This is a genomic window from Leptospiraceae bacterium, assembly GCA_024233835.1.
Taxonomy (GTDB): Bacteria; Spirochaetota; Leptospiria; order Leptospirales; family Leptospiraceae; genus JACKPC01.
Window position 1 is genome coordinate 765,448 of sequence record JACKPC010000002.1, and the last position, 22,064, is coordinate 787,511.

The 22,064-nt window shown below is 35.6% G+C and carries 18 protein-coding genes and 1 tRNA gene; 8 read left to right on the forward strand and 11 right to left on the reverse strand.

Going from position 1 to position 22,064, the window contains the following annotated elements; all coding sequences use genetic code 11:
• Positions 1 to 33 precede the first annotated feature (33 nt).
• The 7 genes from H7A25_12635 to H7A25_12665 form a co-directional block, all read right to left on the reverse strand.
• The gene (locus H7A25_12635; GenBank protein ID MCP5500746.1) at positions 34 to 1,773 is read right to left on the reverse strand and encodes an AAA family ATPase; all 1,740 of its coding nucleotides are present in this window, start codon (positions 1,771 to 1,773) and stop codon (positions 34 to 36) included.
• Positions 1,774 to 1,985: 212 nt separating this feature from the next.
• Complete coding sequence (gene hisC / locus H7A25_12640) at positions 1,986 to 3,065, reverse strand: histidinol-phosphate transaminase (GenBank protein ID MCP5500747.1); 1,080 nt, start codon at positions 3,063 to 3,065, stop codon at positions 1,986 to 1,988.
• On the reverse strand, positions 3,062 to 4,585 hold the full coding sequence (locus H7A25_12645) for a 2-isopropylmalate synthase (GenBank protein MCP5500748.1): 1,524 nt from the start codon (positions 4,583 to 4,585) through the stop codon (positions 3,062 to 3,064). The genes hisC and H7A25_12645 overlap by 4 nt, the downstream gene beginning before the upstream one ends.
• Positions 4,586 to 4,692: 107 nt before the next feature.
• Entirely contained in the window at positions 4,693 to 5,418 is a 726-nt protein-coding gene (locus tag H7A25_12650; protein MCP5500749.1) for a hypothetical protein, read from the reverse strand.
• Positions 5,405 to 6,340, reverse strand: coding sequence for an HNH endonuclease (locus H7A25_12655; GenBank protein MCP5500750.1), 936 nt, complete (start codon positions 6,338 to 6,340; stop codon positions 5,405 to 5,407). The genes H7A25_12650 and H7A25_12655 overlap by 14 nt, the downstream gene beginning before the upstream one ends.
• 6 nt (positions 6,341 to 6,346) lie before the next feature.
• Entirely contained in the window at positions 6,347 to 8,107 is a 1,761-nt protein-coding gene (locus H7A25_12660; GenBank protein ID MCP5500751.1) for an AAA family ATPase, read from the reverse strand.
• A gap of 118 nt (positions 8,108 to 8,225) precedes the next feature.
• Complete coding sequence (locus tag H7A25_12665) at positions 8,226 to 8,645, reverse strand: hypothetical protein (protein MCP5500752.1); 420 nt, start codon at positions 8,643 to 8,645, stop codon at positions 8,226 to 8,228.
• A gap of 146 nt (positions 8,646 to 8,791) precedes the next feature.
• On the opposite strand from H7A25_12665, the gene H7A25_12670 reads away from it, so the two are divergent.
• The 4 genes from H7A25_12670 to H7A25_12685 all read left to right on the forward strand — a co-directional run bounded on the left by H7A25_12670 (position 8,792) and on the right by H7A25_12685 (position 12,682).
• Entirely contained in the window at positions 8,792 to 9,712 is a 921-nt protein-coding gene (locus tag H7A25_12670; GenBank protein MCP5500753.1) for a VOC family protein, read from the forward strand.
• A 90-nt stretch (positions 9,713 to 9,802) separates the two neighbouring features.
• On the forward strand, positions 9,803 to 11,056 hold the full coding sequence (locus H7A25_12675; GenBank protein MCP5500754.1) for a hypothetical protein: 1,254 nt from the start codon (positions 9,803 to 9,805) through the stop codon (positions 11,054 to 11,056).
• Between the two features lie 2 nt (positions 11,057 to 11,058).
• Entirely contained in the window at positions 11,059 to 12,177 is a 1,119-nt protein-coding gene (locus H7A25_12680) for an aminotransferase class V-fold PLP-dependent enzyme (GenBank protein MCP5500755.1), read from the forward strand.
• A 61-nt stretch (positions 12,178 to 12,238) separates the two neighbouring features.
• Positions 12,239 to 12,682, forward strand: a complete 444-nt coding sequence (locus tag H7A25_12685) for a hypothetical protein (GenBank protein MCP5500756.1) — start codon at positions 12,239 to 12,241, stop codon at positions 12,680 to 12,682.
• Between the two features lie 3 nt (positions 12,683 to 12,685).
• On the opposite strand, the gene H7A25_12690 is transcribed toward H7A25_12685, so the two are convergent.
• A tRNA-Leu gene (locus H7A25_12690) sits at positions 12,686 to 12,767 on the reverse strand.
• A gap of 48 nt (positions 12,768 to 12,815) precedes the next feature.
• Positions 12,816 to 13,931 carry a septal ring lytic transglycosylase RlpA family protein gene (locus H7A25_12695; GenBank protein MCP5500757.1) on the reverse strand — a complete coding sequence of 372 codons (1,116 nt, stop codon included), beginning with the start codon at positions 13,929 to 13,931 and terminating at the stop codon, positions 12,816 to 12,818.
• 227 nt (positions 13,932 to 14,158) lie between these two features.
• Between H7A25_12695 and H7A25_12700 the strand changes: the two genes are divergently transcribed.
• Positions 14,159 to 16,279, forward strand: coding sequence for a diguanylate cyclase (locus H7A25_12700; GenBank protein ID MCP5500758.1), 2,121 nt, complete (start codon positions 14,159 to 14,161; stop codon positions 16,277 to 16,279).
• A gap of 34 nt (positions 16,280 to 16,313) precedes the next feature.
• Here H7A25_12700 and H7A25_12705 read toward each other — a convergent pair whose 3' ends face one another.
• Positions 16,314 to 18,041 carry a VWA domain-containing protein gene (locus H7A25_12705; GenBank protein ID MCP5500759.1) on the reverse strand — a complete coding sequence of 576 codons (1,728 nt, stop codon included), beginning with the start codon at positions 18,039 to 18,041 and terminating at the stop codon, positions 16,314 to 16,316.
• 128 nt (positions 18,042 to 18,169) lie between these two features.
• Between H7A25_12705 and H7A25_12710 the strand changes: the two genes are divergently transcribed.
• The gene (locus tag H7A25_12710) at positions 18,170 to 18,928 is read left to right on the forward strand and encodes a hypothetical protein (GenBank protein ID MCP5500760.1); all 759 of its coding nucleotides are present in this window, start codon (positions 18,170 to 18,172) and stop codon (positions 18,926 to 18,928) included.
• Entirely contained in the window at positions 18,929 to 19,744 is an 816-nt protein-coding gene (locus tag H7A25_12715) for a mechanosensitive ion channel family protein (GenBank protein MCP5500761.1), read from the forward strand.
• A gap of 75 nt (positions 19,745 to 19,819) precedes the next feature.
• Here the strand turns inward: H7A25_12715 and H7A25_12720 are convergent, their stop codons facing one another.
• Positions 19,820 to 21,274, reverse strand: coding sequence for a hypothetical protein (locus tag H7A25_12720; protein ID MCP5500762.1), 1,455 nt, complete (start codon positions 21,272 to 21,274; stop codon positions 19,820 to 19,822).
• 140 nt (positions 21,275 to 21,414) lie between these two features.
• Here H7A25_12720 and tpx point away from each other — a divergent pair, with 140 nt between their 5' ends.
• Positions 21,415 to 21,912 carry a thiol peroxidase gene (tpx, locus tag H7A25_12725; protein MCP5500763.1) on the forward strand — a complete coding sequence of 166 codons (498 nt, stop codon included), beginning with the start codon at positions 21,415 to 21,417 and terminating at the stop codon, positions 21,910 to 21,912.
• Positions 21,913 to 22,064 lie beyond the last annotated feature (152 nt).

Consider the following 22,064-nt stretch of genomic DNA (forward strand, 5'->3'; position numbering starts at 1 on the left):
ATAAGCACTGTATTCTCAAACTATGATTTTCTATTATGCAGATTTCACCTTTACGGACTTACCCTCGAAGCCAATTCCGTACTTATAAATCTCCTGCACTCCTAAGTCGCGAAGTTCAGTTTCATACTGCTTTTTTTCGATTTGTAAAAGAGCTGCGTCACAGGCAGTGTCAAGGGTCTCATCATCCTCTTCTTCAACTTTTTTAAACTCCATCACTACTCCCGCATCTTTTAAGTCAAGCGGTATTAGCATGATGTCATAACGACCAAATCCACTCTCACGATTCGATTTTACTCTATGAGTTTTCATGTTCACAAGTAGTCCCAATACAAAGGCATGGTAAACCTTTTCCGGTTCACTACCTGTTGGATCAAAAAAGCTCATGGCTCCTAAAACATATTTTTGTAGAGCCTGCCTTACCGTTTTATAATCACCGCTTAACAATGCACGAAATAGAACTGTAATTTCACCATCTGCTAAATAATTTGTGAACCATTCTTCTATAAAAGTCTCAAAAACATATTCCACCTCAAGATTAGGAATCATTAATTCATACTGAATATTTTTTCCGTCCTGAATTATTTTTGTGGTTTTTAAATAACCGGAAAACAAGAGAAAGCTCCATAAAGCTTCACTATTCCTTTCTATATCTGAAAAAATAATATGGCTATTGATTCTTTTAGTAATGGAATTGTTGGCTATCAATTGTTCTAATTCATTTTTAACGTCTTTATTAGAATGGGCTAATAAATGGTTGATAAGGGTATTTCTTGAGGTATTCACCCAGTAGGGCTTGAAGCCTTCCTCGTGCTTGTCAACAAAATTAAGAATTGACCAGGGGTTGTAAATGTCACTGACCTTTCCTATCACATAACCATCATACCACTTCTTTACATTTTCCATTTCGTATTCAAGCTGATAGTCGTTTAAAAATTTTACGACCTCAGCTTCTGTGAATCCAAATTTATCTGCATATTTATCATTCAATAGGGTAATGATGTCCGGGTTGTTCAAATCCGAAAATATATTTTCCTTGGTTACGCGCAAAATACCCGTGATAACAGCTCTTTCTAAATTTTTATTGTCTTTCAAGGCCCCACCTAAAAACGAAAGTAAGAACTCTATTATCTCCTGATAAAAGCCGTGTTCATAAGCTTCATGCACCGGTGAGTCATATTCGTCTATCAACACGATAACTTTCTGATTATGATAATGATAAAGGTGTTTGATGAGAGATTTTAAAGAATCTCCAAGTATAAATTCACTTGCTTCCCGTGTAAGAATTCTTTGAAAATCATTCTTCTCTGTTTGGTCCAGATAATCCGATTCTAATAAATACTTATGCTTCTTATACTCATCAGCAATAATTTGCTTTAGGAGCTGATAAGAAAGCGACCAGGTATTTTTTTTGGAATCCTTCAGACTTAAAAAAATAACAGGATATTTGCCCTGATGAGAGGTGTATTCTTCTCCCTGCTGCCAGATGGCGAGTTTATGAAATAGCTTTTCTTTCGGATGCTGCCGGGAGCTTGTTTGCAAGGAAGAAAGCTTTCTATCTCTGAAGTCTTGCATGTCCAATTCAAAAAAAGCTTTTAGCATCATCAGGTTGATCGTTTTTCCAAAACGTCGGGGACGGGTAATCAAACTGACTTTTGAGCCTGAATCCAATATTTCCTGGATAAACAGGCTTTTATCTACATAATAAAATCCCTCTTCTATAATTTCTTCGAAGTTGCTATTCCCAATAGGAATTTTTTTGAATTTTCTCGCCATGCTACTTCATTTTTGGGAAATAAATGTATTTGTCCAGTTATTTTTAATTCAAGAAACTACTTAATAACAGGATCTCAATATCCTTCCAAAACTGGGAAATGGGAATCATCAATCAAGCATAAAATACCCACATTGTTTTTTAATATCATTTTACAAATTCGGGAAAGTATCTTTCTGAAAAAATCCTTCCCTTCTACTTTCCTAAAATTTCTCTAATGCCGCTTCAAGTATTCCTTTAATTTCTCATGTAGCACTTGCATCTCTTCCTGGATACCTATGGAAATTCTTAAATATTTGGAAGTAGTTCCCTCACTAAAATAGCGAATTAGAATATTCTGTTCCTTTAAATAAAGAAATAGCTCTTCCGCCGTAAAACCTTTAGGTGGCATTACAAAAAGAAAATTCGCATCACTCGGAATAACTGTAAAACCCAGGTCTTCCAGACATTTTCTTGAAGTTTCACGGGTCTTTAAAACTTTTCTTCGGCAAAGAAAAAAATACTCCCTGTCCCTTACTGCTTCGCAGGCTATCGCCTGTTCCAGCATCCCGAGATTATAAGAATCCTTTATCTTCTTCAAAAGTGTTATATTCTCTTTGGTAGAAACAAGGTAGCCCACCCGAAGACCCGCAAGAGAATAGGACTTAGAGAAAGTTCTGGATACAACGAGATTCTCTAAGTGTGTAGCTTCGCGAATCAGACTGGAATCTTCCGGTGCAAAGTCAATATAAGCTTCATCGCAAAGAACCATACCCGGAAAACTTTTCACCAGTTCTATAAGTTCTTCTTTCTTTTCTAATATACCAGTAGGAGCATTGGGACTGGCAAAGGTCATAAATTTGCCCTTACGTTTTTTAAGTTCAGAAAAGGGAAGATGCAAATTTTCTAAAAGAGGAACTTTTTCTATTTCAATTTTATTCATCTGTATATCCGCCAGTACAGGATACAGAGAATATGTAGGGTATGGCATAATCAGCTTATCTTTTTTTTCTAATATAGCTTTAAATAATATAGCAAGTCCCTCATCCGAACCATTGGTAACAAGTATATTTTCAGGAGAAATTTCTTCCACCTCAGCAATACTTTCTCTTAATAGTTTTCCATCGGGCGAAGGATATTTCCGCAAATGACCTTCCCATAGGATATTCTCTCCGGCCTCCAGTATCCAGGGAGAAGGAGGATAAGGGTTTTCATTCGTATTTAATTTAATTACCTGTGATTCACCGGAGGGTTGCTCCCCCGGCACATAGGCTTTCAAATCATATAAGGCTTTATTAAATAAGAAATTACTCATAGACGATTTAGAGCATCAATATAAGAGTTAGCGGTTGCCTGTATTATATCCGTAGAACTCCCCTTCCCTACAACCCGCACATCTCCTTCGATAACCGTAACGGAAGCTTCTGAAAGTGCGTCGGTTCCTTCTGTTACCGGAGAAATCACAAGCTTGGCTAAGACAGGTCTTTTGCCGGTGGCTTTCTCAATCGCTCTAAAAACAGCATCTACAGGTCCATTTCCGGTGGAAGACTCTTCTAATAATTCTTCATTTTCACCGATCCTGAGTTTAATCGTAGCCGTGGGAACCGTATTACTTCCGGTGCTTACATGATAGTATTCCAAGGAAAACTTGCTCTTAGATGATTTAGTTGACTGCATGGTAAATAAGGCTATCAGGTCTTCATCGAAGACTTCTTTCTTCTTGTCAGCTATTTCTAAAAACCTCTGATAGGCACGGTCGAGTTCTTCCTGACCCGGATTAAAACCAAGACGAACAATTCTATCTTTAAAACCTGCTCTGCCGGAATGTCTTCCGAGTACCATACGATTGGATTCAAGTCCTATAGACTGAGGTGTCATGATTTCATAGGTTTCCCTATTTTTGATTACTCCATCCTGATGAATCCCCGACTCATGGGCAAAAGCATTCGCTCCCACAATAGCCTTATTGGGTTGCACTACCATACCGGTAATAGTTCTAACCAGATAGGAACCGCGATAAATCTGGCTTGTGTCTATATTCGTAGAAATTCCATAAAAATCTTTACGGGTGCGAAGAGCCATTACAACTTCTTCCATTGCTGTATTCCCGGCTCTCTCTCCGATCCCGTTAATTGTGCACTCAATTTGTCTTGCTCCGTTCTTCACAGCTGAAATCGAGTTAGCTGTAGCCAGACCAAGGTCATTATGACAATGAGCAGAAAAGATAACTCTATCGGCTCCTCTCACATTCTTAATCAGGTAATCAAACATAGCTCCGTAATTCTCTGGAGTAGAATAACCTACAGTATCCGGAACATTGATGGTGGTGGCACCGGCATCAATCACCGCTTCACAAACCTCACGTAAAAATTCCCATTCGGAGCGGGTTCCATCTTCCGGGGAAAACTCCACATCCTCTACGTATTCTCTGGCCATTTTTACAGCTTCGACAGCCATTTTGATTACTTCTTTAGGTTCTTTCCCCAGTTTGAACTTCATGTGGATAGGAGATGTAGCCAGAAAAGTATGGATACGCTTATATTTCGCCGGTTTTAAAGCTTCATAGGCAGCCTGAATATCTTCTCGCTTCGCCCTGGCAAGAGCTGCAATAATGGGGCCTTCCACCTCCCTCGCAACACGATTTACAGCCTTGAATTGTACCGGTGAGGAAATCGGAAAGCCGGCTTCGATTACATCCACTTTTAGTCTGACAAGATGATGGGCTACTTCGAGCTTTTCGTCTTCGCTCATCGCTGCCCCCGGGCATTGCTCACCGTCTCTCAGTGTCGTATCAAAAATTCGAACATGGCTTATTTCCTTGTTTGTAGAATCCATTTATCCTTCCTTAATCGTAAACCTGCATCTTACAGGGAGTATATTTTTCAGGATTCAGAAGTAGGTGCAGGAATCAATCAGTTTTTAGGAAGAAAAAATACTTCCTTTTAATTCATGGATTCGCGAAGCTTGACTAAATACTCAGAACTCCCCTCCTCTATTCCTACTGTACTGAGTGTATACTGTCCGTAACTTCCTCCATCACAGGAAACTTTTTGTAATACCGGAATTTTTCCTTTGAGAATAAGCTTCCAATATGAATCGTTTCGAATATACATTTCTTCTAATTTTTGACAGGAGTCTACTTCAATTATTTCCGCTACACATTCCAGAAAATCTTCATCCACGGAATATTCAAATACTTTCAAATTTGATTTTACACCGATACATAAACGTCCAAGGGAATTGTGTTCTTCGTCACACCAATTGCAATCATAAATATACAGCCTTTCGAGTGCTGAGTCTAAATCCACTCCTATTTGAACTTTCGCTTTACCTGCAATCCATAGTTCATTCAGAGTCAATTCACTTAATTTAGGATGAGCAAAAATAGAATCGTTAATATCACATCTCTTTAATTCTAAGTTTTTTAAATTAGGACAATATTCTAAAAAGTTAAAGTTTTTTAAATCATGGTTATAAGGATGAGAAGGAAATAATAATTCAAGTTTTAAACTATGTAAAGACGCCCCATAAGTTTTTAAAGCTTCGCAAATTATCCTAATCAGGTCATGAGATACTTTGACAGCAGAAAGCTGAATACTCCCTGCCTCTACTGTTTTTAAAAGTTCCAATTCTTTGAGATTGTCTTCACGAATTTCAAGCACTTGCATAATTTTTCTTTTCTTTATTGTATAAACCTAGTACATATTCTAATAACTTACAAATATCCTCATTCTCCAAAGTGTTTGCTATTGGTCGAAACAAAATATCTTTAATATTTCTCCATATACATAAGCTGGTCAAAGTAAACTCCTCGCTTTCCTGAAATTGCGCTTCTAAAAACTCGAAGAATACAAAAAAAGATAATCTTAAACTTGAGTCCAAATTTTCAAAATATTTTTCTTCTTTCAAATATCTTAGCACCTGTTTTTTTAATTGTAATTCTAATTTTTCTATAATTTTTCTTCTTCGATATATAAGCATATCTCGATTTAATTGAATCAGTTCAATCGTCTGATTTGCTCTTTGATAATAATATTCATTTTCATCTATTTTTACCTGAGGAATCATTTTACCGGTATTCGTGATACATAAAAAATTCTCAGGATCATCAATTTCCGGATGAAGAAAATATGGTTTTTCATCCAATAAATAAGGATGATCTGCTTTCATTGTATCCATGTCCAGGTCTCCATCAGGTAAGAATATGGGTTCTCTTACTCTACATTTTTGCTTCTCAGAAGTTAATGTTCGTTCAGGAACTCCTATAGGAAATCTTTCACCTTTGGCATTATTACACTTCAAACAAACAGGTATAAGATTACTCCATTCATAACCCAACCAATAGTAACTATAGCCTCCACTTTTAGGCCGATAGTGTTCAACAGTAAAACTATAGTCACTCAAAAAGCACTCACAATAAGCACATTTACTTTGATATAAATCTTTTAGTTTTGATTTGGTAGCAGTATTATATATTCTTCCATCGAATTGATGTTGACTTTTTTTTTCCAATAAGTTTATTTTTCTTTCTTTAAACCCTCTACTTAAAGCCTCCGGTGGAGAATGAAAATCTTTATAAATTCTTCTCATTTTTCTTTATTCATTAGAAAATTTAAAATGCTTGGCCAGTGTACGAAGCTCTTCATCAATTTTCTTTTTTTCTGTGATACTCGAATATGAATCGGAAGTTTCTATTGGAAAATTTGGTTCATGTGTAATTGGAAATAAATTTTCCAAATCAAAAATTGGTGATGTTAAAATGGAGTTTGGTAAAAGATTTTTAATTTCCTTTTCAATTTCTTCCAATCGATTGACCACAATTCCTTTTTCTGTTGTTCTATCTACACTTAATATAACAGAACCCTCAGGAGCTCCCAATAAAGGTATTGGACTATGTGTAGATGCTATGAATTGAACATTCGGAAAAACATGTGATAATAATCCGGGAAGTTCTTTCTGCCATTTAGGATGAAGGTGTAAATCAAATTCATCAATAATGACAATACCAAATAATTTTTTGGCTGAGACCGTTGATGTATAACTCCCTTCATCAGATGCACTGCTTTCGTATGAATTATGAATTTTTAGTAAAGCATCAGATAACCTTAAATAAATATCTCCAGCAATAGCGATAATACTTTTGATACCGGAAGCTAAATCATTAAATTCAACAGGAGTAAAAGTAGTATTTCCATTTTTTTGTGTCTTCGCTTTTTCGTAATATAATATTTTTCTCTGTTTTTTATCTAACTCAATTTTCTCTAAAGAAGGAATTAGCTTTATCAACATATTGCAGAGTTCCATAAACTTTGCAGGAGAATCATAATAAGATATAAGCAGTTCTGATTCTATATTCTTTAAGACGCCATCTGTATGAAATAGATTATAAGTAGCTGTACTATTTTCAGCTTGTTTCTTGTGACTATCCCTTGCCTGTATTTCTAAGCGAGAAGGACCGTATGCAGCATGAGAAATTATAGATCGAAAAAACAAAGGAAACTTGTAATTATTCTTTATTCTAATTTTCAAATGATTACTAAATTCTTTAGTATAGTCTATTATAATCTCCGGTTCTTTATCTCTAGGAGTAATGATGTCTTCTTCATCTCCGTAGAGTCCAATAGATAAAGCTTTCAGAAAACATGTTTTACCATATCCATTCTCACCCGTTATGAAAATCCAAGAAGGACTTCCCGGAAGCTTTGTTAAGTTTGTTTCTCGAATACCTTGATACTTCTTTATTTGAAAACTATTTAAATAAATTTTTTCTGTTTTCTGAGTATTTTTAATTACACTTATATACTTTAATGAGTCTTGAAACTTTCCTTCCGGAATAATTGTTATAGGTAAAGAAGAATCATTCGTTTCTGATATATAATAATTTTCTTGTTTTAAAAACTGCAAAAATACTTCAATAGCCTCAGGAAGTCCCTTCTTATAATCTTTTTCAATAGGATATAAAGTAATCCATTTTGAGGGCTGCATCTTAAAATATTTATCATTTACACGTTCCAGTATATTAGAAAAACTTCGAATGGCACGATTCCAGAATTCTAAATCACTTGTTTCCTGACAAATACTAATCTGCCATTTTCCTGAAATATTAATATCAAATTTTAAATTATTCGAATCAAAACCTGATTGGGCATTTTTAGTAAAATATAGATTTACCCAACCCCATTCAGGATGATCATAAAACCATCTCCCTTCTTTCAGTGCAGCATCACCTTGCGGTCGAAATAAGAATCCAGGTTTTTCTTGATTTTTATATTGGCTTCTAAAGCTTATTAAGAAAGATAAGAGTTCTTCATGAAGGCTTATTAATTCTAAATACCGTTTTTCTTCTTCTATATACACAATCAATAACGTAAAAGTAAAAGTTTTTTCTATAAATAAAAAATATTCCTTAAGTTCGTCGATCTTTTTTTATTTTTCAAGCTTTTATTTATTGGCACTTGCATAATTTTTCTTTTCTTTATAGAAACTCAGCTTCGATATTTTTCTCTCGAAATTTTTCTAAAATGGACTCATCTTCATCATAAAAAACCGTTACCCTTTTTAAATTCGGAACAAGCTTACAATCCTCAACAGACTTAATATTAAATACATCGTCCTCGCCATCCCAGTAAGGAATAATATTCATATAAACATCATCACCGCCATCCTGACTTAAACGTTCAATCTTTTGCAGAAGCTCAGCCGAGAGCTGTAGATTTTTGAAGTATTCCAGAGCTTCAGGAATTATATCATAGCCTTCTTCATCTGTATCAATTTTTCTCTTTTTGTAGGACTCTGCAAATTCAAAAATATCAAATTTAGGTTCTAAAAGTTCCTGCACATACATAAGTTCATTAATAACAGCGAGTTTAAAATTTATATCCTTAAAATCTTCCATTATACACTCCGTTTGCTGTCATCGCCCCAGTGAAAAAATCAGGCAATCATTTTTTACAGCTCCCAAATAAGTTTGGACTATTTTCCTTTATAAAAAAGGTATATCCCTACCCGATAGAAAAACGACTGTTATTTTAAGGACAAACCATGAATCCTACTCATAAAATCATACCTCACCTGTGGTTCGATAAAGAAGCTATTGAGGCTGCCAGGTTTTATATTTCTTTATTTCCAAATTCAGGAATTAAGAACATAACTAGCCTGCAAGAAATTCCAAGCCCTTCCGGAAATTCAGATATAGTTTCCTTTGAACTCAATGCCTCCCCGTTTATGGCGATAAACGCCGGTCCCATTTTTCAGTTTAATCCCCTAATTTCGTTTATCGTAAACTATGATCCTTCTATAGACCCCGATGCAAAAGAGAATCTCAAAAAAACCTGGGAAAAACTTTTTCCAGATGGTAAAGTCATGATGCCGCTGCAACAGTATCCATTTAGCGAGCTCTACGGATGGATACAGGACAAATACGGAATCTCCTGGCAATTCATTTTATCCAGGCCGGATGGGGAAAAACGCCCCTTTATTACCCCCTCTCTTCTATTTACAGAAAAAGTTTGCGGAAAAGCAGAAGAAGCTGTAGATTTCTACCTCTCCCTTTTTTCGAACTCTTCTCGAGGAATTACCGCTCGCTACCCCAAAGACTCCCTACCCGACCAAGAAGGAGACATTATGTTCAGTGATTTCAAAATCAACGATACTTTTCTCGCTGCGGCAGATAGTGCACAGGTACATGGCTTTACTTTTAGTGAAGCCATCTCTTTTATCATCAAATGCGATACTCAGGAAGAAATCGACTATTTCTGGGATAAACTTTCTGCAGTTCCGGAAGCTGAACAATGCGGCTGGTTAAAGGATAAATATGGAATCTCCTGGCAAATCACCCCTTCGGTTATGAGCGAGATGATGAAAACCGGCTCCAGAGAGCAGATAAACCGGGTCACAAAAGCTTTTCTGCCTATGAAAAAGTTTGAGATAAAAAAATTAGAGGATGCTTTCCGAGCTGACTAATGAGAATTTTTAGAGACTCAGTTCGAAAGCCTTAGTCTTTTCCTGAAATAAACCGATATATGGAGTAATCTTTACATTTGGGAACTGGCATTGTTAACCATTATTCGACAAAGAAAGTTTTATATTCTTGCACTTTTGCTTTTTTGGCTTATCACCCTACCCTGGGTCTATTTCCATAGAAATAATATCTACCACTGGTATACAAATCTCGTCTCCAGCCCGAGTTACTCCCCTTATACCATGAGAAATTTTGTAGAAAAGGGGGATAAGTTCTTACTTTCCTCCCTTGAAGATAATTTTTTAGAAGAAAACTGCAAGAATCCCGATTCAGAGAAAGAAAAAAACTGTATAATCGAAAATCATTACCAAATCATGACAAGAGCCTGTGCTTATTACCAGACTGTAACAAAGGAAAAAAGACCTTTTGAGGATTTAAGCTGGCACGAAAAAACAGAGCACTGGTCCAAGGAAAAAAAATCCGAACAGAATTCTATCCGTTTAGAAAGAACTCCCCTCGCTATCGGCATTCAACCCCGAACATACTGGAGAAAGCACATCAATGGAGTGCTAAAAGCCCTGGACTATTATAAACGGGCGATGAACTATTCCGGACCCAGCTCCATGCCTATTTCCCGAATTGAACAGAGTTCAAGAGCTGCCTGTAGGGAGGCTGAAGGGCTTAAAGCGAGAATATTTTTTATATTCAATACAGAAGAATACGTAAAGAAAACTATTACAGATAAGGAAGAACTACCGACCGGTCTTACCGAACTACAAACCAATCTGATTACCTGGAACGCCATCAAAAGCAATGATTCTATTCGAAAAGACCTCGAGGTTAATGAATATTTAAAAAGTCTTCAGTATCTTATTGCCGGCAGTAATTTTCGTCATGCCTCTCCCTATGAATCCAATAAGTTTTTCCAGAGGATGGTTTTCTTTTCCAGAGGGGATGAATGGTTAGAATCCGGTATCCGCTTCAAATGGGGGGATAATCTGCTCTCTTTAGCCAAACAGGACCCATCTTATTTTCAAACTGCTATTTTACAATTCAAAGCTTCTGCGTCTTTTAGTAAAAATTTTATCCAGCAAAATAGCCTGAATAAAAATCTGCTCATTAAAGGAAGAATTTTTGAATCCAATTTAAAAATTGCCAGGGCATATTTACAGTTAAAAGAAGGACGGAAAGCCCTGAAGGAGCTTTTTAAAGCCCAAAGATTACTAGAAACAGTAGATGGAAGGAGTCAGGGTTTTGCAGATAAAAATTTACTGGATGAATTTTATAATTTGCGAAAAGAAGCTTATATTCAGATTGGGAAACCGGAGTTAGCAAACCAACCCTGAGAATGAATAGGTCTTATTTTGATTATAATGCCAGCCATCCTCCTTTTCCGGATATTCTTCAAAATAAGCTCAAAGAATACCTATCCAATTATTGCAACCCATCCGGACCGAGTCGCTATTCCCTCGAAAGACAAAATGTTATCGAAAAAACAAGAGCTGTGCTGGCCCATTTATGCAAAAAAGAAGCGAGCGGTTTTGTTTTTTCTTCGAGCGGAACTGAGGCCAATTACTTTTTAGTTCATTGCTTAAAACATAGCCCCTGCTTTACAAATAAACTCATTGTATCTCCTTTCGAGCATCCGTCCGTTTATGCAGCCCTTGAAAGCTATAATATCGAAGCCATTATTCCACCCGCCTATAAGGACGGCAGCTTTTCTCTCGATTTTATAGAAGATACCTTAAAACAATCCAGAGTCCCCCTTTTTCTGATTTATGCTTCGAATGAAACAGGCTTCATTCCGGATTGGAATTCCATTTATCAATTAGCCAGTAGATACGAAGTTCCGATTTTTTCCGATACCGCACAGGCTTTTGCCAAGCTTCCGGTAGCCTACGAGTCTTTGAGTGGATTTTCCTTCAGCGGTCATAAAATAGGTGCAGGGATGGGAGTCAGCGGGACCTATTTATCTGCTTCCTTTTTAAAAGAAGGTCTGGCCATTTTTTCCGGTGGAAACCAGGAGAATAGACACAGAGCCGGGACAGAAAACTCTTTTGCCATCCACTGCTTGCAGGAAGTAGCTCTAAAATATGAGTCGGAAAGAGATCTAATATTAAAGCGTTTAGAGAAATACCAGCAACAAATTGAAACAAAACTTACCCGGTTGGGAGGAATAGTCATAGGAAAGGGCAAAGATAGACTTGCATCCACAAGCCTCTGTATTCTTCCCATAGAGGATATTGATTTTTTTATGATGGGCCTGGAAGCCAAAGGAATCATCATCTCCAATGGCTCTTCTTGCAAGTCTCGCTCCCGGGAAGCCTCTCCGGCTCTTTTACGAATGGGTTTCAAAAAAGAAGAAGCCCTGAGAGCCATTCGAATTTCTACCGGCTATTTTACAAACCAGGAAGAGGTAGAACTACTTTTAGAGGAGAGCGAGAATTTAATTCAAAAGCTTAACTGAAATAAAAATTACTTGAGTCTATTTTTTTATAAATCAGCCTATAGGAAAGGATAAAAAACCTATGAATTATAAAGTATTTTTTTTCATTTTTATTTTCACTTATCTTAATTTATATCCTGAAACAATTTTTATGAAAGATGGCACCTACTTTCAGGGTCAGATTATTGACCATGATGCAAGAATCATAAAACTTCGAAGCGGCGGAGAAACCCTGACTCTTGAAAAGAAGAATGTTAGAAAAATGGTGTATTCAACAGATCCAAAGGTTATCAATCGTATGGCAAAATTATACGCCAGGGAAAAAACTGTAAATAAAAGTGAAAACACCAAGAAAACCATTCGCAAGAAAAGCTCTGATGATGCTTATAAATCCAAAAAAGTAACAGACAAACGCATTATTAAGATGAATTCTCGCATTTTGAAGCTGGAAAAGAAAATTCAATTATTGCAAAAGAGAATCAAACACTTGCAGGATATTAGGGAAAGTAAAGGAAAGAAAAAGTGAAAATGCGAGTGGAGGGACTTGAACCCCCACACCGTATGGCACCAGAACCTAAATCTGGCGTGTCTACCAATTTCACCACACTCGCGTATTCACCATGATTTAAAGGAAATTAAAAAAGTCAAGTTTTTAATACTTATTTACAGATAAACTGGTAGCGTTTTACAACCGGTTTCAGTCCTTTTGTCCGCAATTTCTTCAAGTCTACCCGGGCTTCTCGAATAGTGGGATATTGCAATATATGAATTCTGTAATAATCTGTATTCTCAATAATTACTTTTTGAATATAGACCGGCTTATATCCCCAGGAACGTAATTCATCAGCGTATTTCTCTGCCTTTTCCCTGTCGGTATAAACAAGAACCTGGATTAAAAAAGCTGTAATAGATGTATTTTTCCTCATATCTTCTGAACTAATTTTATTGTCTTTTTTTGTTTCATCAGATTTATTTTCAACCGGTGGTTCTTTTTTTTCTGTAGACTTCTCTTCTACAACTGTAGTTTTCTTCTCATTCTTAACAGGCTCGCTCTCCTTCACGACTTTTTTCTCTTCTTTTTTTGTATTTTCCACTTCTTCTACCGAATCGGCAACTGAACCCGGATTTCCAATATCCACTCCCTTTTCATCAAAAATGGACTTAGAATTTACAGTTGAAGACTGAGAAGAATTAGAAGTCTTATCGGAAGTCGATTTTTTTTCTACCTTAACTGCTTTTTCTTTTTTACCTGTTTCCAGACCCAGACTTTCTTCAAATTCCTTAAAAGGATCAACCTCTGTGTCTGAAAATTCAGAGAACTCGTCTCCCGAACTTTTCTTTTTCCCTGTGGAAGGTTTTTTGTCTTTTTCTGCCTGGGGTTTTACAGTTTCACTTTTTGGAGAAGTAGAAGTTGCTTCTTCTTTACTTACAACCTCGATTCGCACCTTTATCTTTCCGGCTCGAATCATATCCAGCTCTTCGGCAGCTTTTTTTGACACATCGACAATTCTGGATTTATGAAAAGGACCCCTATCGTTGATTCGAACTATGGTGGACATTCCATTGCTTATGTTTGTGACTTTCAGGAAAGTTCCAAAGGGTAAGGTTAAATGAGCTCCTGTTCTATCATTTTTATTATAGGGTTCACCACTTGAGGTAGGTCTTCCATGCAACTTATCATTATAGTAACTGGCATAGCCCTCTTTTATTTTCAGTTCATTAGAAAACAATGATATTGGCAATAACAGAAAAATTAAATATTTTATAACTTTCATAATATATCCTTCACAAAAGAGTATACTCTCCTACTATAAAAAAAGCTAGTGAATAACAAACAACCGAAAAATATATTTAATAATACTCTTTATGCTATTTTATAATGTATTTTATCTAATCACTATTAAAAATAATTTCATTTTACTCAATTAATGATTGGATTTTTTTACTGTGCTTGATGTCTTTACTGTAGGATGATTTTTCAGTTCAAAGAAAGGATCTTTAAATGAAAAGCCTTGAATTACTTTCTGAAATAGCTTTGTTAGCTACAAATTTGAATGACATTTATTTTCAGGTAGACTCTATTCTTAACTTACTTTGTATTCACACTCAAATGTCCGGAGCCTATATTTATATTGATAATCCGGACGATACACCAAGCTATACGCATATTTCCTGGAATTCCCCTAATATAGACTCAAAAATTCGACCTCTCTCTTACAGTGATATTTGTTCCATAAAAGAACTATTACATACCAATATTCACATCATCTCTGATAATTTCCAAAATCTACCTAAAAATTTATACAAGACTTTTCAATATAGAGATATAACATCTATTATAATTTATCCTTTACATTCAAATCAAGAAATTAATGGATTTATTTTCTTTGAAGAAAGCAAGACTAATCAGAAATGGGATCAAGATAAGCTATTTTTATTATCTTCTACTTCCAAAATTTTTTCTAATATATTTTCTAAACATAATATTCAAAAAAAGCTTGAAGAGCAAAATTTGAATTTCGAAAACTACTATAATACTATCGAAGATATGGTTATCATTGGAAATTCAGAAGGAAATATCATCTCTGTAAATAGTGCCGTTATAAAAAAGCTGGAATACTCCATTGAAGAACTATTACAAATGAAAATCATTGAGTTGCATCCGGTGCATAAACGAGAAGAAGCTGTTAAAATTCTACAAGCAATGTTTGAAAAACAGCTTGATTATTGCCCTCTTGAAGTTCAGAGTAAAAAGGGTCGTATTATCCCGGTCGAAACCCGTGTTTGGATGGGTAAATGGAATAATAAAGACTGTATATTTGGTTTATCTAAAGATTTGTCCAGGGAGCAAGAAGCACTTCAAAAGTTCACAAAGCTTTTTGAGAATAACCCGGCCCTTATGGCTGTCAGCAATGTTCCTGATGAAAAGTTTTTGGATGTAAATAAAAGTTTTATCGAAAAACTCGGGTACAGCAAAGATGAAATTATTGGAGAAACCAGTACTAACCTGGGATTATTTGTCCAGTCAGAAAAAAGACAAAAGCTTGCAGATGAACTGGCGAAATTCGGCTCAATATATAATCAAGAGATACAGGTTAAATGTAAAGATAATCAAATACTTGAAGGTTTATTTTCCGGAGAAATCATAGAAAGTCAGGGAAAAAAATACTTTCTAACTGTAATGGTAGATATCACCCATCAAAAATATCTTCAAAATTTATCCAATAAACAAAAAATGAGACTACTAAGTATCATTGAAGGAGCAAGACTCGGTACCTGGGAATGGAACATTAAAACAGGTGAAGTTACCTTCAATGAACGCTGGGCGAAAATTATTGGATATACCTTACAAGAATTAAAACCCACAACTATTGATACCTGGTATAAATTTGTTCACCCTGAAGACTTAAAGATCTCCCGTACTACATTAGAAAAACATTTTCAAGGGCTTAGTGAATATTATGATCTCGAATGTAGAATGAAACATAAAAACGGAAATTGGATCTGGATTCATGATCGGGGAAAAGTTATTGAATGGGATGAAAATGGAAATCCTCTCATGATGTATGGAATCCATTCAGATATTACTCAAAAAAAAGAAATGGAAAACATTATAAAAGAATCATCTATTCGAGATCCCTTAACCAACATTTACAACAGAAGACACATCTATGAAAGATTGGAAAAAGAAATAGAAAAATTTAAACGTGATAAAATTCCTTTTTCAATATCAATCCTGGATATCGACTTCTTCAAGTATATAAATGATACCTACGGTCATTTGGCGGGAGACTATATACTCAAGCAATTCACCACCATCCTTTCTGAAAATATTCGTGTATATGATCTATTAGGTAGATATGGTGGAGAAGAATTCATTATTATTACATTTAATAGTTTAAAAAAAGATACAGCCGGGAGAATAGAAGGTATTTTAAAAAAAGTTCGTTCTAGCATTTTTTCCTATAATGGTAATAATATCAAGTTTACTTTCAGTTGCGGAATCTGTGATACTATAGATCCCGATATTCAGCATATTTCAATTGAAAGCCTGATTGATTTATCCGACAGGAGGTTATATATGGCAAAAAACAAGGGTAGAAACCAAATTGTGTTTTACTAATACATTCCTCCGAAAGATCGCTTACTATATCACTTTAGAGTCCCAATTTTTGATCTAAAACCAAACGAGTTACAGATAGAATTTCTCCGGTTTCAGTTCTTATAAATCTAAGAAAAACTTCATACTCTTTCTTTTTCTTATATACCTTTCCGAGTAAAAGGACGTCCGCACCTAATAATTTCCCTATCTTGGCCCCGGTTGACTCATCTATCACTCCACTCAAAGAAAGCTTTTGCTCGTTTAAAATCTGGATTAATTGAGAGCGTTCTATTATTTGCATTTTTCCTGAATTTCGCATACTCAATAAAATTCTTTCCGTGAAATATTCTGAATTTTTATCGGCAGAAGGATGCAGTGGTAGTATAGCCACTTTTGTTTCTTTGGGAATAGCTACAGAAGAATAATCAATCAACTGGTTAATTCCCTTAGAGAAAACTTCTTCGAGCACATCTTCTTTCTTATCATTTTCCTGAAGAACTGCACTATAATACTCTCCCGTATCATCACTCTTACCACTTAAGTTTTTCAACTCTTCTCTGGCAAAGGCCATAATAATACTTTCTAACTTATCGGTTTTATAATTAGCCCCGGTATGATGACTGACGCTACCGACCTGCCCACCTTCACTCTCTCCCTTTTCCCCATAAGTAAGAAAAATGTAGCGTCCCTGTGTATACTGAGAAATCTGTCTCAACACAAATTCACCGCTTAATGGCAAGCCTCCGGTACCAATACTGTGATATTTTATGGCTTTTTTCTTAGCATCTTTTATAGCTTGAATATATGTATAATCGGTTTTATAACGAAGTTGAAGAGGAGCATCGGTTATAATAAAAGATAGTTTTATAGCCGAATCATCCCAGTTTACTTTACGTATGCTATCATCCATTGCCTGCTGCAAATCTTCCGGGATATCTCCTCCTCCATCGGCTGTAACCTTATCCAGTTCGTGTTGAAATTTTCTGAGTTCAGAAGTTAAAGGAATCACCTTTGTCCTGTAGGAATCATTCACATCTTTATATAAAACCATTCCAAAGCGAAGTTTTCCCAATTGCTTGGAAGCACTTAAGTTTAGATAGATAATCTCAATCGTATTTTTTAGCCGCTCGATTTCTTCTCCCATACTTCCTGTAGTATCAAATATAAATAATATATCCATAGCCGGATTCATATCGGATACAGAAGATGTATTTAGCTTCATCTCAATCTCTCGCTTTCCATCCCTGGAAAAATCTAAGCGATCTTCTGTTTGTTGATAAGATACACTTACAGTATACGACTTATAGGAACGAGAATACAGAGATGGATAAAAATTAAAGCTACCATCTGTGTGGGTTTTACCTTCTTCCAGTAAAGTTTCACCGGCATAAACTTTAAGTCTTGCTCCGAAAACAGACCTATCATTTTTATTTTTTATGATAAAATGAATTCTTTCTGAGGTATTTAAAGGTAGGTGTTGGATATAATTTTTATTCTTATTCACAAAGTCCTGATAATAAGAAAATTGTTTATTATCATCTGCAAAACCTGCTTTTAAACCGGATGCGTTTCCACCGGGCTTTTTAGCAGATTCTTTTTTTTTAGAAGGTTCAAGTGACTTTGACTCAGAATCAGAGACTCCGGAAGCAGCTTCTTCCGGCATTGGCTTCATTTCTTCCACATCTTTTCTGTAAGAATCTTCAGCACCGTTTTTTTCCAGCTTCATCCCGGCAGCACATTGCAGAAATAAACCTATAAAGATAGCTATAAAAATAACTTTCATATTTCCTCTCATGTCCATAGACTATTATATAAATTAATAGAGAGCAAGAAAAAATTATTTTCGTAAAAAAAATTTAAAATTGTAAAGAATTAAAACATTGAAGAACTGGTATAAAAGGTATTTATGCTATGAACCGTTTAGAATGGAACCATAAGTATGTTCTCTCTCGAAACCCTCTGTATCTTTCTTTTGGGAAAACTAACATTTTCTTACAGGAAATGGAGGGAACTATTCGAGTTTATAATACATTTAATGAAGGCTTAGAAAAAGAAGATTCAGAAAGCATAGCCTACCAATCGTTTGCTTTCGTTGAAAAAGTAAACTCTATCATCTGTAAACCCGATTTTCCGATGTATCCCTTTGTTATAAAATTTAATTCAGCCTTACGTCTAAAGAAAGGAGCGAAACTTAAGCTCTTTCTGAATCTACCTCCCTTTTGTAAGATCTTAACAACAAATCAGCAGGAAAGTAAACTCTGTGAGATCCCAGACAGGCAAATGTCACATACCTGGTTCGGGAATGAACAAAAAGGAGAACTTTGCTATTGGCTACCCTCCAACATTGCCTTTCAGGAACATGAAGTAGAAGTCGGTCACGAAATTCTTTGTGAATTGGATATATTCATAGAAGAAATCCAGAACTCAGATGAAGTAATCTTAGAAAGAGTTAAGTTAGAAACAACTAATATAGAAATCTATGAAAAAGATGGAAAGCTTCGCTCCAGTAAAGTTTTAATCACTTATAGTCAGGGTGTTGATTTTAAACAAAATTATAACTACAGCATTAGTAAGCCCGATATTCAAGGCTATTCACTCCTCACAACAGCACGCTCTTCCCGCGGTAAATGGGATATTAGTAAATTGAATGAGTTTATAAAGGTAATATAAATGGATTTTCTTATAAAGTATTTGTCTAATATAAAAATTACTTCTTTCATCCGAACCTTTGCCCTTATTGTACTGGGTTTCCCTTTTATTGTATTTTTTGGTAACTGGCTCAGAAGATACTTAACAGGAAAGTTTAATGCACAGAGAGGGATGATAGGTGGCAAAATCGTACACTACCTTGGCTCCGTCATCCTTATCATTAGCGTACTAAAAGAACTGGGTTTTGAATTAAGTCCTCTCTTAGGTGCCGCCGGCATCATTGGAATTGCTGTAGGTTTTGCTTCTCAGACCAGTGTTTCTAATATCATTAGCGGACTCTTTTTAATTATCGAGAAACCTTTTGAAGTAAATGATGTAATTCGAATTAAAGATATAGAAGGTCAGGTTTTATCAGTTGATACGCTTTCTGTTAAACTAAAAACCTATGATAATCGTTTTGTTCGAATCCCCAATGAAACCATTATTAAAAGCGAAGTGATTAACTTAACCTATTTTCCAATTCGTCGACTTGACATAGAGGTTATGATCGCGTTTAAAGAAAATTTAGATAATATTAAGAAAATCTTATTGTCGATACCTGACAGAAATCCTCTTTGCTTGAAAGAACCCAAAGCAACAGTAATTGTTCGTGATTTCACTCCAACAACCGTTACCGTTTCCTTATGTATCTGGACGACCAGCGAAAATTTTCGTCCTGTTCGAGAGTTTATCAGAGAGGAAGTTAAGAAAACTCTATTTGAAGCAGGAATTGGAATTCCCAATCAATACGTAACCATTCATCATGCAGATGAATCAGGTAAAACTATTTTGGAATAAAGTGATTCCCGAGTTAAACATTATTTTTTGGGGAAGCGGGCGAGCTAGCAGTAACTCGCCTGTCGGAGAATAAAGTTATTGGCGTGTACTGGCTACCAGGTAAAAAGAAGAACTATAGTATTTCAAAACTCCCGGAAGCTGGCTGGTATTGATCTGGCTTCCTCCCTGTCCTCTTTCTAAAACATAAGTAAAAGTAATAGATGATTTAGCTGAAGCCCAGGTCAAACCGAGGGTAAGCCCCCTATTATCTGTATGCTCAAACCTTGAAGGAGGATTTAGATTGTATGGTAAATAAAATACCTGCGGAGAGTTATAGGATATAACAGCTGCATTTGCTTTATTTTCTGCTGCATACATCTGTGCTGCCGCTCTCAACCAATCAATCTTTTTATGGTTGGATTTATTTGTATAATATCCCAGACGAAAGGCAATCGTATCGATTAAGAAATATTCAATTCCGAAAGAATAGTTTAAGGTTGCTTTTCTCTCGAGATCATGATTTTCATTTTCAGTAAGAAAAATATAAGGTTGAGTAATTTCTATCTGAGTTCTATCCTGTTTTTTACTATAGCCTGTAGTATAAATCATGTCATAAGCAACAATTAAATTTTGACTGATGAAGTGTGCACTTCCTAATCGAATATCTGTTGTTTCCGGTATTCCACCGCTTTCACCCGGTTTCACAAAAACGAGTCCACCCTGCCATTGTCCACCCATAGTATCAGTAACATTCGAAATACTTGTGTTATCTACCGTTGTAGAAGCTGAACTGGAAGTCTGGCCCACCACACTCCTTTCCTTACCGGTAACTTTCGTAAACTTCATACTCATCCCCAGTGACCACTTGTCGGTAACCATATACTGGGTTCCTATAATCGGAACAAAACCCGTAGTTCTTCTTCTATCTCGAACGCTAATATTACTGAAAGATTTATTATATCCTTCTACAAATTGTGTGCTGGAAATTTTGGCTGTATCATACATATAATAAAGAGTTGCACCCAGAGAGAATCGGGTGGTAAAGGGATAAGCAACACTGGGACCCACCAGATAAGAACTGTTTTCTTCAGAATAATCAATTCTATATCTACTTAAATTAGGTAAAGATAAGGGCATAAAGATTTCATTGGATTGATCAAAGCTTTCATTGTTCGGGCTTACTATCGACAAAGCTACCTTTAACTTATCAATAGCTTTAATAGAACCAAAAAAGTTGGGAGAAAAAGTATTTGAGTTCCGAGTATAGCTCTGACCGGGACCAAATACATTCTCATAGGTTTTAGAAGTTCGTTTATAAGTATTTGCTGAAATGGATACATAGTTCTCATACGCAAAAGCAAGTCCGGCAGGATTATAATATGTACCTGAAGGATCATCTGATATCGCAGTAAAAGCTCCCCCCAAACCGGAAGCCCTCTCACCAATGAAAACGTTTAGATTATGATAAGAATCTGCATATATTGCAAATTGCAAATGAAAAAGCAAGATAAAAATACTCAAAAATTTAAAAAAGAGCTTTGATACAGACATATACTTTCTCCTAAACGGTTATAGAAATTTCTATCACACTATTTCACTCAAGTCTTTTTTCAAGCACAAAAGTATTTTACTAGCTATAGCTTGACTTTAGATAAAATCACAAAAATATTGAAAACTAAAGGAGTTTTTAAATGGCTGAAATTAAACTTAAAGGAAATCCGATACAAACCTCAGGAAACTTACCTGCTATTGGCACAAAAGCACCTGATTTTCTTTTAACAAAAGTAAATCTGAGTGATGTTTCATTAAAAGATTATGAAGGAAAGAAGTTAATTCTGAATATTTTCCCGAGTGTAGACACAGCAGTTTGCGCAACTTCCGTCCGTAAATTCAATGAAAAAGCAAGTTCTTTAGATAATGTAGCCGTTTTATGCATTTCTACTGATATGCCTTTTGCCCATAGTCGTTTCTGTGGAGCGGAAGGAATTAAAAATGTAGATAGTCTGAGTGAATTACGCAATCGTAATTTCGGAAATGACTATGGTCTACGCATTTCAACAGGCCCCCTTGCCGGCGTTCTATCCCGTTGTATCATCGTTTTAGACGAAAAGGGAATTGTCAAGTACACCGAACAGGTTCCGGAAATTACTCAAGAACCCGACTACGAAAAAGCCTTACAGGCTATTTAAGATCATATATTATTTGGCGGGATTTTTCCCGTCATTTCTTCAACTAAAGCTCCATTCATTATTTCTACATAAAAAATCCCAACAAAAAAGCAGATACTGAAAAATTACCTGTAGTTGTTTGTTGTGATTTATAAGATTTTTTTCTTATTCCA

Coding starts and splice junctions, on each gene's coding strand:
- H7A25_12635 (MCP5500746.1), bottom strand. CDS start 1,773: ATGGCGAGAAAATTCAAAAAAATTCCTATTGGGAATAGCAACTTCGAA.
- hisC (MCP5500747.1), bottom strand. CDS start 3,065: ATGAGTAATTTCTTATTTAATAAAGCCTTATATGATTTGAAAGCCTAT.
- H7A25_12645 (MCP5500748.1), bottom strand. CDS start 4,585: ATGGATTCTACAAACAAGGAAATAAGCCATGTTCGAATTTTTGATACG.
- H7A25_12650 (MCP5500749.1), bottom strand. CDS start 5,418: ATGCAAGTGCTTGAAATTCGTGAAGACAATCTCAAAGAATTGGAACTT.
- H7A25_12655 (MCP5500750.1), bottom strand. CDS start 6,340: ATGAGAAGAATTTATAAAGATTTTCATTCTCCACCGGAGGCTTTAAGT.
- H7A25_12665 (MCP5500752.1), bottom strand. CDS start 8,645: ATGGAAGATTTTAAGGATATAAATTTTAAACTCGCTGTTATTAATGAA.
- H7A25_12670 (MCP5500753.1), top strand. CDS start 8,792: ATGAATCCTACTCATAAAATCATACCTCACCTGTGGTTCGATAAAGAA.
- H7A25_12680 (MCP5500755.1), top strand. CDS start 11,059: ATGAATAGGTCTTATTTTGATTATAATGCCAGCCATCCTCCTTTTCCG.
- H7A25_12685 (MCP5500756.1), top strand. CDS start 12,239: ATGAATTATAAAGTATTTTTTTTCATTTTTATTTTCACTTATCTTAAT.
- H7A25_12695 (MCP5500757.1), bottom strand. CDS start 13,931: ATGAAAGTTATAAAATATTTAATTTTTCTGTTATTGCCAATATCATTG.
- H7A25_12700 (MCP5500758.1), top strand. CDS start 14,159: ATGAAAAGCCTTGAATTACTTTCTGAAATAGCTTTGTTAGCTACAAAT.
- H7A25_12705 (MCP5500759.1), bottom strand. CDS start 18,041: ATGAAAGTTATTTTTATAGCTATCTTTATAGGTTTATTTCTGCAATGT.
- H7A25_12710 (MCP5500760.1), top strand. CDS start 18,170: ATGAACCGTTTAGAATGGAACCATAAGTATGTTCTCTCTCGAAACCCT.
- H7A25_12715 (MCP5500761.1), top strand. CDS start 18,929: ATGGATTTTCTTATAAAGTATTTGTCTAATATAAAAATTACTTCTTTC.
- H7A25_12720 (MCP5500762.1), bottom strand. CDS start 21,274: ATGTCTGTATCAAAGCTCTTTTTTAAATTTTTGAGTATTTTTATCTTG.
- tpx (MCP5500763.1), top strand. CDS start 21,415: ATGGCTGAAATTAAACTTAAAGGAAATCCGATACAAACCTCAGGAAAC.